Raw genomic sequence first — 11,742 nt, forward strand, 5'->3', positions numbered from 1 at the left:
ATGGAACCCAATACTGTACGTCAATTAGACTCTTTAACTGAAACTAAAACTCAAACTAATAAAGTACAAACAGCTGTAGAATTAAACACTAAAAGTGTGCCTTTTTCCGGGTTTGAAAAAAGTTTGGTTTGTTTAATTGGCTTAATCGTAATTATCATGATGTATGGTTTGGTTCATTTACGAACACAGACAATTGTTCAGCAGCATCATGCCCAGGACCTGGCTGAACAAACCCAAAAAGTATTAAATTCGAACACAGATTTACATCAAGAAATTATTGAGTTAAGTAATTCAGGTCGACTGTTAAAGATTGCTCAAAAACACAATTTACAGTTACATTCTGATAATATTAGGAATATTTCTAAATGAGTCAAAAGTTTAATTCTAATAATGACAAAATCAATATCAGCAAGGCAAGACGTGATCGAAGAATTATCGGCCGATTCTTCCTTCTTGTCATTGCCTTATTTTTTATAGTTTGCTTGGTGCGGTTTAGTTACATCGCACTGAGTGGGCATGTCGGTAGTGTTGACTTAACACGGCGCACAGAGCAAAAATACCGCCATAAAAGAGTTCTATCATCTAAGCGGGGCAATATTTATGCGGATGATGGTTCTAAGATTGCTTATAGTGATCAATCGTACGAATTATTTGTTGTTTTGGATCATACATATAAAGGAGCTGGTGGTAAACCTCTATATGTTCAAAACAAAAAACATACGGCTCAGGTTTTGAGTCAGTATATTCCACTGAGTCAGAAAAAAATCTTACAAATCTTGCACCCCCAAAACCGGCATGTGTTTCAAGTGGAATTTGGTTTAGCGGGTCAAAAGATTAGTTTGAGTGTTAAAAAAGCAATTGAGAAACACCATCTCCCGGGGGTTTATTTTGATGCAGTACCGGATAGATCATATCCTAACGGCACTTTTGCGTCTAATACGATTGGTTTAGCACAAGTTGGTCGTCACGCTCAGCGCGCCAAAGATCAAGGCCTAATGGGATTAGAAAGTTTTTATGATAAGATTTTACAAGGTAAAAATGGCTATGAGGTTCGTTATACTGATCCTGAAGGTTATACACTGCCACAAACGCATAAGAAAACAGTGCTGCCAGTGCAAGGGGATAACGTCTATACGACGATTGATGTTAATTATCAACACTATTTAGAACAGTTACTGACCAAGGTTTATCAAGAATATCGGCCTCAATCCATGCAGGCTATTGTGACCGATCCTAAAACAGGACATATTTTAGCTATTTCACAGCGACCGACTTTTGATCCCCAAACTCAGAATAATCTGATGCATTCTTGGCGAAATATTAATTTACAAGATAGCTATGAGCCAGGATCAGTTTTTAAAGTTTTGACTTTGGCAGCTTCTATTAACTCACATCATTACAATCCTAATCAATATTATCGTTCCGGGGCAATCACTATTGGCGGACGAACTATCCATGATTGGAATACCAGTGGGTGGGGCGAGATCCCTTTTAATCAAGCTTTTCCACGTTCGAGTAATGTCGGAATGGTTGCTTTGGAGCAACAAATGGGTGCGAAAACTTGGCTAAAATATATGCATAAATTTAAAATTGGCCAGTTAACGCATGTTAATTTGCCTGGTGAAGTAGCTGGTCAAATTAATTTTCAGCATGCTTCTGATCAAGCCATTACTGCTTTTGGTCAAAGTGTTTCGGTGACCGGCATGCAAATGGTGCAAGCTTTGGGCGCAATTGGTAATCATGGCAAAATGATGCAGCCCCAACTAGTTAGTCGCATTGAAAATCCCAATAACGGTTCTGTTCAAACGATTAAACCCAAACAAGTTGGACAGCCAGTGACGGACCAAACGACTAAACAGGTTCTAGCTGCAATGCGCGAAGTGGTCCAAGATAGTTACGGCACGGGCACAGTTTATAAAATTCCTGGTCAAGATGTTGCAGTTAAAACGGGGACAGCACAAATTTCGGGGACTAACGGCTATTTAACTGGCAGTAATGATTATCTATATTCGGTGGCTGGCTTAGCACCGGCCAAATCACCTAAGTATTTAGTTTATATTACGATGGAGAAACCGAGTGTGATGACTAAGGCTCCTGAACAAATGTTGTCTGAAGTCTTTAATCCGATGATGCAACGATTGTTAGGAACCGGTAAAATAGAAAATGTACAATCGGATAATACTGCAATTACGATGCCTGAATTATCCAATCAAAATTTAACTACGGTGCAACAAGCGCTACAAAAGCAACAGTTAAAGGTTGGTATTGTCGGCACCGGTTCCAAGGTAGTACAACAGTTGCCGAGTGCTAAAGCAGCTGTGACACCTGATCAACGTGTCATTTTGTTAACCAATGGCGCAATGACTATGCCTGATGTTCATGGTTGGTCGAAAAACGATTTATTAAAATTAGCCGATATTACTGGTAAAAAGATCGTGATTAAAGGTCAAGGTTATGCGGTGCGGCAAAGTGTGCCACCGCAGGCAGTGTTGAATAGTGTGAAGGAAGTAGTTATTCATCTGAAACAAAAATAAAGCGAGGATTGAGAAATGAATTTGGGTAAAATGATAATCCCATTAATTAGCAGTTTAATTTTGGTAGTAATTTTTATGCCACTATTTATCAAGGTGATGTTGTCTAATCGTGAAGGTCAACAAATCCGTGAAGAAGGTCCTAGTTGGCAAGAATATAAAGCCGGTACCCCGACAATGGGAGGCGTGATCTTTTTATTGGCGATGGTGCTGACTAATATTTGGGTTGGAACATGGTTGGAATTATTTACTAATTCCTTGATGCTGATTAGTTTAATGCTCCTACTGTTTGGCTTAATTGGTTTTTTAGATGATTTTATTAAATTAAAAAATCATCGTAATTTAGGTTTATTGGCTTGGCAAAAATCCTTATTACAGCTGTTATTTGCAATAGTTTTTTGCGGACTCTATCTTTACTATCAATTACCAACAGATTTACAATTTTTTGGTTATATTTTTCATTCTCTGATTATTTATGTAATTTTTATGCTAGTTTGGTTGGTTGGCTTTTCTAATGCAGTTAATTTAACGGACGGTTTGGATGGCTTAGTAACTGGATTAACGATCATTGCTTATTTGACTTATGCTTATATTGCATACAAACAAACTAACTTTGATGTTGTTGTAGCTTGTTTAAGTGTTGTTGGCGCAATGATTGGCTTTATGATTTTTAACCATAAACCGGCTAAAATTTTTATGGGCGATGTTGGTTCCTTAGCTTTAGGTGCTGGCTTAGCAGCTGTTTCTTTGGTGTTAGGAATACCGTGGTCGTTATTGTGGATTGGAATTGTATTTGTTGTGGAAACGGCGAGTGTGATGATCCAAGTAGCTGTGTTTAAAACAACAGGGCATCGAGTGTTTAAGATGTCGCCAATTCATCATCATTTTGAAATGTTAGGCTGGTCAGAATGGAAAGTTGTGTTAGTTTTTTGGGCAGTTGGTCTATTGGCAGCATTAAGTTATATAATCATATTTGTGAGTTAAGGAGGACTTAATGAAAGAGATTAATGATTATCAAGGTCAAAAAGTGCTAATTTTGGGTTTGGCCAAAAGTGGTTTTAATGCAGCATTATTACTAAACAAATTAGGTGCAACTTTAACTATTAATGATCAACAAGACAGTTCGGAAGCCCAACAATTACGGGATCGAGGACTGAAAGTGCTTACGGGTAGTAATCCAGTTTCATTACTTGAGCAGGATTTTGATTTGATTGTTAAAAATCCGGGTATTTCGTATGAATTACCTTTAGTCAAGGCGGCAATGGAACGCAATATTCCTATTATTACAGAACCGGAACTGGCTTACGAAGTCTCGTCAGCACCTTTTGTGGGAGTAACTGGAACTAATGGTAAAACCACAACGACGACTTTAATTCAGTTAATTTTAGACCAAGAACGGGCAGCGGGACACGCTTATAAAGCAGGTAATATTGGCATCCCTGTTTCGCAGGTTGTGCAACAAGCAACTCCTGTTGACGATATTGTAGTTGAATTGTCCAGTTTTCAATTATTAGGCACTACCAAGTTACGTCCGAAGATTGCGGTACTGAACAATATTTATGAAGCACATTTGGATTACCATAAAACGCGAGAGAATTATGTGCGGGCCAAAATGAAAATTACACAAAATCAAACTGCAGACGATTACTTTGTGGTGAATTTTGATCAAGAAGAATGGCGAACTTTAAGCCAGCAAACCCAAGCACAGGTAGTGCCTTTTTCACGGTTGGACGTTAGTGAACAAGGAGCTTATCAAAAAGGGCAGACACTCTATTTCCGACAAGAAGCAATCATTGATGTTGATCAAATTGTTCTACCCGGACAACATAACATTGAAAATTGTTTAGCAGCGATTGCTGTGGCTAAGTTAATGGGTAAATCGAATCAAGCTATTAAACAAGTTTTAACTACTTTTCAAGGGGTTAAGCATCGGATTCAGTTTGTTAAACAATTACATGGTCGTAAAATTTATAATGATTCTAAAGCAACTAATATTGAAGCAACCATTGTGGCATTGCAAGCTTTTAAGCAACCATTAGTTTTAATTGCCGGTGGATTAGATCGCGGTTTTGAATTTGATGACTTAGTTGAACAATTACGTCATGTCAAAGCCATTGTGTTATACGGTCAGACGAAATATTTAATGCAAAAGGCCGCACAAAAGGCGGGAGTCGCAACTATTAAACTAGTTGATAATTTAGATGAAGCGGTACCTTTAGCTTATCAATTAACGGCACCAGGGGATGTTTTGTTATTATCACCGGCAGCTGCTAGTTGGGATCAATTTGCAACTTTTGAACAACGTGGCGATCAATTTATCAGTGATGTTGAAAAACTGAATTAGGATGGTTAATTATGAGAATAATTGTATCTGGTGGCGGAACTGGTGGACATATTTATCCAGCTTTAGCTTTAATTAAGCGATTGAAAGAACGACATTTAGTGAGCGAAGTTTTGTACGTCGGCACTGAGGCAGGCTTAGAGCAAAAAATTATTACGCAAGAAAACATTCCGTTTCAAACTTTGCGTCTGCAAGGTTTCAAGCGTAAATTGTCCTGGCAGAATGTTCAAACTTTATGGCTATTTGCTAAAAGTATTCAGCAAGCTAAAAAAATTGTTACTGATTTTCAACCAGATATTGTAGTAGGGACTGGGGGCTACGTTTCTAGTGCAATTGTGTTAGCCGCCCACTTAAAAAAAATTCCGACGGTCATCCATGAACAAAATTCAGTGGCTGGTCTAACTAATAAATTTTTGGGGCATTTTGTGGATCGGATTGCGTATGCTTTTAAGGATGTGGTAGGACAATTTAAGGAAAAATCTAAATTAGTATTTACGGGTAATCCTCGGGCACAAGAAGTAGCTAAGTTGCAACCTAATCAACGCTTACAAGAATTTGGTTTGGATCCAAAACAACCTACTGTTATGATTTTTGGTGGTAGTCGTGGGGCTCGTCCAATCAATGAAGCAGTAGTTGCTAGCTGGGATTATTTCAGTCAAGCAGCATTTCAAGTTTTATTTGTAACTGGTCAAGTACATTATGATAAGGTACGTTCGCAGTTGCCACAGCAACTGGCCGCCAATGTGCAAGTAGTTGCTTATATTGATGATATGCCAGCTATTTTACCTGATTTAGCGTTGATCGTTGGGCGCAGTGGTGCGACCTCCATTGCTGAATTAACAGCTTTAGGAATTCCAGCGATTTTTATTCCTAGTCCTTATGTCACTAACGATCACCAAACTAAGAATGCCCAATCATTGGTCAAAGAGCATGCTGCTTTGTTGTTACCTGAATCAGAATTGACCGCTGCTAGTTTGGAACAATTGTTGACTAAAACAGTAAATGATTCCCAACTATTACACCAAATGTCCATGCATGCCCGCCAATTGGGGGTAGCTGATGCTAGTGATCGGTTAATTCAAGTCTTATTAGACTTGATTACTACTGAGAAGTAGATTGATGAAAAAAAATAAGTCCAATGAATTATTACAATTTAAAAATCAATATCATCGCTCACAATCAGAAGCCACCAAGTCGCAGACTTATCAGCAGCGGTTGCGCAAAATATTACCCGGCAGTTTAATTATGCTAGGCTTAGTTAGCTTAATCTTAATGATTGGCTATTTATTTTCGCCGTTGGGTCATGTCCAAAAAATTTCAGTTGTGGGAGTTAACTATTTAGGTGCGCAACAAGTAATTGATGCCTCCAGAATTGATAAAAATACGTTAGTGCTGCAGACATTAGTTGAACGTTCCAAAATTGAAAAGCAGATTAGAACCAAAGTGCCTTTAATTAAAAAAATCAGTTATCATTATCAACAATTTAATCAATTAACTTTTACAGTTCAGGAATATCAAACCGTCGGTTTTATTACAAAAAAGCAAGGCTATTATCGTGTTTTGGAGAACCAGCAATTAGTTAATCAAAAGTTGAAGCAACCCATTGGTAATTTTCCTGTTTACCAAAACTTGAATACTAAAGTTACGTTAAAGCAAGTGGTTAAATTATACCTGTCTTGCTCGCCCAGTTTACGGAGTGATATTTCAGAAATTCACGGTAGTAAAAATACGAAGGAACATCCCTATCGGGTCAACTTATATATGAATGATGGTAATTTGGTCGTAGGGGATATTCGCACTTTAGCTGCTAAACTCAAATATTATCCTGCTATTTCGAAAACTATGTCTAAAAATGGTGTTATTAATTTGGAAGTGGGGGCTTATTCAAAACCTTTTGGTACAGCAGGTCTGAAGGTGGAATAGTTCTAAAAACTTTGGTATCATTAATTTAATAGGTTTATCCATTAGTAAATCTGAAAATGTTGTAGGAGGATCATAGAATGGATGATTCACGAATCATTGTTAGTTTAGACATTGGAACCACGTCAATGAAAGTAGTGGTGGCCAATGTTACAAACTCACAAGCTAATATTATTGGCGTGGGAAGTGCCCATTCGCAAGGAATGAATCGCGGAACGATAGTGGACATTGATCAAGCAGCAATAGCGATTGGTGAAGCCGTAAAAAAAGCTGCCTCGCAATCTAATACTGAAATCAGCGATGTAGTGGTTGGTCTTCCTGCTAATGGTTTACAAATATTTAAAGCACATAGCATGATTGCTTTAAATGAACCCTCTAAAGAGATTACTGCTGCTGATGTGCAAAAAGTAATTACAGCTTCCATGGTCCAAACTTTGACCCCTGAATTAGAATTTGTGGCGCTGTTACCAGATAATTTTTGTGTAGATGGTTTTAAAAATATTAAGGATCCGCGCGGCATGATTGGTAGTCGCTTAGAGTTTAATGGCATTTTATATGCGTTACCGAAATCTATCATTCATAATATGCAGCGTGCAATTCAAAAAGCAGGTTTAAATATTATTTATGAAGTTTTAGCGCCTTTGGCTTTGAGTAAGGTAGCTTTAGATAAAGGTGAGCGTAACTTCGGTGCAGTAATTATTGATTTAGGTGGTGGTCAAACTTCGGCCTCCATTATTCATGATAATAAATTGAAATTTACAGCGATTGATCCAGAAGGCGGTAATTTGGTAGCTCACGATATTTCTGTGGTTTTAAATACAACGTTGGACAATGCTGAAAAGTTACAACATTATTATGGTAATGCTGATGTGGGAGCAGAAATGGCGGAGGAAACCATCCCCGTGGAAGTCGTTGGTCAAGATCAACCGCAAAACATCTCCAGTCAGTACTTAGCTTCGATTATTGCTGCACGGATGCAACAAATTTTTCAACGGTTGCAGCAAGGATTAACTAGTATTCACGCCCAAGATTTACCAGGTGGAGTCATTTTGACGGGTGGTTTGGCTGAAATGGCGGGAGTCAATACTTTAGCACAGCAAATTTTAAAAATGAAAACTAAAACATTTATTCCGGAACAAATGGGATTACGGCATCCGGCTTTTACTGAAGGGCTAGGTTTGGTATTATATGCACAAGGGTTAAATGATTTGGATTTGATTGCTTATAATGTTGTTCATACTTCTAAAGGTATGACAGCAGTTAAAGCAGATACAAATCGTCCTGATTCTTTAGACAATATTAAAACAACGCCAGTCAAAGAAAAATCGCATAAATCAAGAACAACTAGTGAAAAAATTAAAAACTTTTGGAGTCGTTTTTTTGATTAAAAAAGCGTGAGGCAGATCAGGAGGAATTTGTTAGAATGGACAGTTCAATGGACAGGAAAGAAAAAAATTCGGCAGTAATTAAAGTCATTGGTGTTGGTGGTGCCGGTGGTAATGCTGTTAATCGAATGGTTGAAGAAAATATCAAGGGCGTTGATTTTATTGCAGCTAATACTGACATGCAAGCTTTAGATCTTTCACAAGCTAATACTAGGTTGCAATTAGGACCTAAGTTAACACGAGGATTAGGAGCAGGTTCTGATCCAGATATTGGTCAAAAAGCTGCAGAAGAAAGTGAAGATGTGATTTCTGATTTATTAAAAGAATCAGATATGATCTTTATTACTGCTGGTATGGGGGGCGGCACTGGTACGGGGGCAGCCCCAGTGATTGCCCGGGTGGCCAAAGATTCTGGAGCTTTGACGGTTGGTGTTGTTACTAGACCATTTATGTTTGAAGGACCCAAACGTGCGAAGTTTGCTGATCAAGGTATTGAGGAATTAAAGCAACATGTTGATACCTTGGTGATTATTGCTAATAATCGTTTATTAGAGATAGTTGATAAAAAGACGCCGATGAATGAAGCATTACATGTTGCGGATGATGTTTTAAGACAAGGTGTTCAAGGTATTTCAGATTTGATTACTTCGCCCGGTTTTGTGAACTTGGATTTTGCGGATGTCAAAACAGTTATGTCTAATCAAGGCTCAGCCTTAATGGGTATCGGTACAGGCAATGGTGAAAACCGGATTGTGGATGCTACTAAAAAAGCTATTTCTTCACCATTATTGGAAGTATCGATTGATGGCGCACAGCAAGTTTTATTAAATATTACTGGTGGTCCTGATTTATCATTATTTGAGGCGCAAGAAGCAGCAAGTATTGTTTCTGAAGCAGCTACAGAAGACGTTAATATTATTTTTGGAACTTCTATTAATGACAGTTTGGGCGATGAAGTCAAGGTTACGGTGATCGCAACGGGAATTGATGACGAACACCAAAGTTCTAAAAACGCAGCTGTAACTAAAAAGCCGACGCCAACGACTGCAACAGAAGACAATGCAGATCAACAATTGGATGCTTGGGGAGTTGGTAGTGATAATTCTAATCAAAATCACGGTTCAAAGTCTGGAACGAATGACTTTGATATTTTCCGACAATCCAATGTATTAAATGATACGGATAATGAAGACGATGATTCCATGCCTCCTTTTTTAAGACACAATCCTAAGAACTAAGGAGAGATATTAAAATGGCCTTTGAAAAATTAGCTAGTTTTTTTGGTTTAGATGATGATGCTGAGATTCCAACTCAAAAAGAACCAGCAGAACAATCGTCTAAAAATAATAATATTGTGGCGTTAAATGCCCACAAAGTAGCCAAACAAAGTGAAATTCAAATTGCACGGCCACTTTCTTATCCGGATGCTAAAAAAATCACGCAAGAATTGTTAAATCAAAATGCCGTTATTGTTAATTTTCAACAAGTCAATGATGAGCAAATGCGGCGAATTGCTGATTTTTTAACGGGTGCGGTTTATGCCTTAAAGGGTGATATTCGTCAGATTGATGAGCGGGTATTTTTATATACACCTTTGAATTTTCAGATTGATAATATAACGATGGATTTTAATGATTAAGTTGAGGTTAAGTTAACGTGGCCAATTTAATGTCTGGTCTGCCAGTTGTTTTAGTAAATTTGTTAGATCTTTATGAATGGTTGATTGTGATTTGGGCTTTGTTAACTTGGTTGCCCGGAGCTGCCCAATCAAAATTAGGCTTATGGCTGAGAAAATTAGTGGAGCCTTTTTTAGGTATTTTTGATCGGATTATTCCACCGATCTTTGGCCTTAGTTTTTCACCAATTTGGGCTTTTTTAGTCATTGGTTTAGTTAAGCAATTAATAGTACGGTTGTTTTAATGGATTTTAATTCGCAGAATAAGGCAATTTTATTTAAATTACAATCGCTCATGCAAACGGCCATGACAACCTATCAATCACAATTGAGTCCGTTTTTGAATCCTTATGAGCAGCGCTTGGCAAATCAATTATTGACGCAATTTACAGAATTAACTCCATATTGGTCCGGTGGTTTTCAAAGAGCCCAACGGAGAAGATTACTGGTAGTACCGCCTTATATTCCTTTTCAGTCCACGGATTTACAGTTACAATTATTTCAAATTAATTTTAATCATAAATTTATTGATTTACAGCACCACCAAATTTTAGGTAAGCTGCTTAATCTGGGGTTAGACCGGAACAATTTTGGCGATATCATTACTGATGGGACTAATTGGCAATTTGTTTCTGAGACAAATCTTACTGACTTATTAGTCAATGAGGTACACCAAATCGGTAAAAATACGGTTAGGTTGCAGCCAATATCTTGGCAACAGCTATTATTAATTAAAAATGACTATACAATGTTAACTCTGAATGTCCATTCCATGCGCTTAGATCAAATTCTCAGTACGGGTTTTAAACTGAGTCGTCAGAAGGCAAAAGAATTAGTGCAGCGTGGTTTAGTATCCATTAATTGGCAGCATGAAAAACGCAGTGACTATCTTTTGACAATTGGTGATACAATTAGTGTGCGTGGTAAGGGACAATTGAGTATTGTTGATTTACTGGGACAAAATAAGGATTATTGGCAATTGTACGTTCAGCTTTATCAGCATTAAGTTAATTAAAACCAAGGAGGCTCTTTAGTATGACTTTAACTCCCCATGATATTCAAACTCAGGAATTTAAAACACAGTTGCGTGGTTATGATAAAAATGAGGTTGATCATTTTCTGGAACAGATTATCCAAGATTATAGTGAGGAACTTAAGACCAATCATCGTTTAGAGTATGATCTCAAGGATTCCAAGGCTCAAATTGCTTATTTTAATGATTTACAAAATACAGTTAATGAGTCCATTATTATTGCCCAAAATGCTGCTGATCAGGTTAAAAAACAAGCTGATGAACAAGCTCAAACAGTAATTGCCCAAGCGCGAACTAACACTGAAAATATGGTTGATCAAGCAATTCAACAAAGCCGCCAAATTATTCAAGACGCCCAGACTCAGGCGCAAAATTTAGTCACACAAACGCAGACTTTGCAAAAGCAAATGGCTGAAAGTTACCAAGCTTTACAACAAGTTGTAGATGAGCAACAGCATTTATTAAGTTCGCAGTCTTGGCAAGGATTGTTAACTGCGGATGATAATCAAACGTTAGTTGATAATATTCATACAACTGTACAGAATTACTTAAACAAATTGGATCAAGTAGCGGCAGAGATTAAAAATGACGACTATGATGATTTGGTTCCAAAGAAAGATTCGACAAAAGTAGTTGACAAAGCAAATAATAATGTTGATAATCAATAATAAATATTACAAAAGATTCAAGTAACTTCTGATCTTGTCAGCGAATTTGGGATAGTGTAAGCCAAATCAAGCGCTCGAAGTTTACTTTATCAGCTTTTGTTTTACACATCTGTAATTTATATACTTACTTTTTGGGTGGTATAGCGAGTGATTCGTCCTAATTGAGGGACGAATTTTTTTATTTAAGGA

Annotated in this window: 12 protein-coding genes; all 12 read left to right on the forward strand. The window is 37.5% G+C overall.

Features of this window, described 5'->3' with window-relative positions:
* Window positions 1-369, forward strand: a complete 369-nt coding sequence (ftsL, locus tag AC3B5B_RS06845) for a cell division protein FtsL (protein ID WP_489757817.1) — start codon at window positions 1-3, stop codon at window positions 367-369.
* On the forward strand, window positions 366-2,534 hold the full coding sequence (locus AC3B5B_RS06850) for a penicillin-binding transpeptidase domain-containing protein (protein ID WP_489769698.1): 2,169 nt from the start codon (window positions 366-368) through the stop codon (window positions 2,532-2,534). The genes ftsL and AC3B5B_RS06850 overlap by 4 nt, the downstream gene beginning before the upstream one ends.
* 15 nt (window positions 2,535-2,549) lie before the next feature.
* The gene (gene mraY, locus AC3B5B_RS06855; protein WP_489757819.1) at window positions 2,550-3,515 is read left to right on the forward strand and encodes a phospho-N-acetylmuramoyl-pentapeptide-transferase; all 966 of its coding nucleotides are present in this window, start codon (window positions 2,550-2,552) and stop codon (window positions 3,513-3,515) included.
* 10 nt (window positions 3,516-3,525) lie between these two features.
* Window positions 3,526-4,875, forward strand: a complete 1,350-nt coding sequence (gene murD, locus AC3B5B_RS06860; protein WP_489769699.1) for a UDP-N-acetylmuramoyl-L-alanine--D-glutamate ligase — start codon at window positions 3,526-3,528, stop codon at window positions 4,873-4,875.
* Between the two features lie 11 nt (window positions 4,876-4,886).
* The gene (gene murG / locus AC3B5B_RS06865; protein ID WP_489769700.1) at window positions 4,887-5,987 is read left to right on the forward strand and encodes an undecaprenyldiphospho-muramoylpentapeptide beta-N-acetylglucosaminyltransferase; all 1,101 of its coding nucleotides are present in this window, start codon (window positions 4,887-4,889) and stop codon (window positions 5,985-5,987) included.
* Window positions 5,988-5,991: 4 nt separating this feature from the next.
* Window positions 5,992-6,795: a cell division protein FtsQ/DivIB gene (locus tag AC3B5B_RS06870; RefSeq protein WP_489769701.1), complete on the forward strand. Its 804-nt coding sequence runs from the start codon at window positions 5,992-5,994 to the stop codon at window positions 6,793-6,795.
* A gap of 77 nt (window positions 6,796-6,872) precedes the next feature.
* Window positions 6,873-8,180, forward strand: coding sequence for a cell division protein FtsA (gene ftsA, locus AC3B5B_RS06875; protein WP_489757823.1), 1,308 nt, complete (start codon window positions 6,873-6,875; stop codon window positions 8,178-8,180).
* Between the two features lie 35 nt (window positions 8,181-8,215).
* Window positions 8,216-9,415 carry a cell division protein FtsZ gene (ftsZ, locus tag AC3B5B_RS06880; protein WP_489769702.1) on the forward strand — a complete coding sequence of 400 codons (1,200 nt, stop codon included), beginning with the start codon at window positions 8,216-8,218 and terminating at the stop codon, window positions 9,413-9,415.
* Between the two features lie 14 nt (window positions 9,416-9,429).
* Window positions 9,430-9,816 carry a cell division protein SepF gene (locus tag AC3B5B_RS06885; protein ID WP_489769703.1) on the forward strand — a complete coding sequence of 129 codons (387 nt, stop codon included), beginning with the start codon at window positions 9,430-9,432 and terminating at the stop codon, window positions 9,814-9,816.
* 17 nt (window positions 9,817-9,833) lie between these two features.
* The gene (locus AC3B5B_RS06890) at window positions 9,834-10,097 is read left to right on the forward strand and encodes a YggT family protein (protein WP_489757826.1); all 264 of its coding nucleotides are present in this window, start codon (window positions 9,834-9,836) and stop codon (window positions 10,095-10,097) included.
* Window positions 10,097-10,858 (forward strand): YlmH family RNA-binding protein, encoded by a 762-nt coding sequence (locus tag AC3B5B_RS06895; protein ID WP_489769704.1) that lies wholly within the window; start codon window positions 10,097-10,099, stop codon window positions 10,856-10,858. Before AC3B5B_RS06890 ends, AC3B5B_RS06895 begins: the two co-directional genes overlap by 1 nt.
* 29 nt (window positions 10,859-10,887) lie before the next feature.
* Window positions 10,888-11,553 carry a DivIVA domain-containing protein gene (locus tag AC3B5B_RS06900; protein WP_489757828.1) on the forward strand — a complete coding sequence of 222 codons (666 nt, stop codon included), beginning with the start codon at window positions 10,888-10,890 and terminating at the stop codon, window positions 11,551-11,553.
* The last annotated feature ends 189 nt before the right edge of the window (window positions 11,554-11,742 follow it).

It is taken from the genome of Bombilactobacillus sp. ESL1187, from assembly GCF_058107155.1.

Excerpts from the sequence above, each read along its gene's own strand:
- AC3B5B_RS06850 (WP_489769698.1), top strand. The coding sequence starts at position 366 with ATGAGTCAAAAGTTTAATTCTAATAATGACAAAATCAATATCAGCAAG.
- murG (WP_489769700.1), top strand. The coding sequence starts at position 4,887 with ATGAGAATAATTGTATCTGGTGGCGGAACTGGTGGACATATTTATCCA.
- AC3B5B_RS06885 (WP_489769703.1), top strand. The coding sequence starts at position 9,430 with ATGGCCTTTGAAAAATTAGCTAGTTTTTTTGGTTTAGATGATGATGCT.
- ftsL (WP_489757817.1), top strand. The coding sequence starts at position 1 with ATGGAACCCAATACTGTACGTCAATTAGACTCTTTAACTGAAACTAAA.
- ftsA (WP_489757823.1), top strand. The coding sequence starts at position 6,873 with ATGGATGATTCACGAATCATTGTTAGTTTAGACATTGGAACCACGTCA.
- AC3B5B_RS06870 (WP_489769701.1), top strand. The coding sequence starts at position 5,992 with ATGAAAAAAAATAAGTCCAATGAATTATTACAATTTAAAAATCAATAT.
- murD (WP_489769699.1), top strand. The coding sequence starts at position 3,526 with ATGAAAGAGATTAATGATTATCAAGGTCAAAAAGTGCTAATTTTGGGT.
- AC3B5B_RS06900 (WP_489757828.1), top strand. The coding sequence starts at position 10,888 with ATGACTTTAACTCCCCATGATATTCAAACTCAGGAATTTAAAACACAG.
- AC3B5B_RS06895 (WP_489769704.1), top strand. The coding sequence starts at position 10,097 with ATGGATTTTAATTCGCAGAATAAGGCAATTTTATTTAAATTACAATCG.
- ftsZ (WP_489769702.1), top strand. The coding sequence starts at position 8,216 with ATGGACAGTTCAATGGACAGGAAAGAAAAAAATTCGGCAGTAATTAAA.
- mraY (WP_489757819.1), top strand. The coding sequence starts at position 2,550 with ATGAATTTGGGTAAAATGATAATCCCATTAATTAGCAGTTTAATTTTG.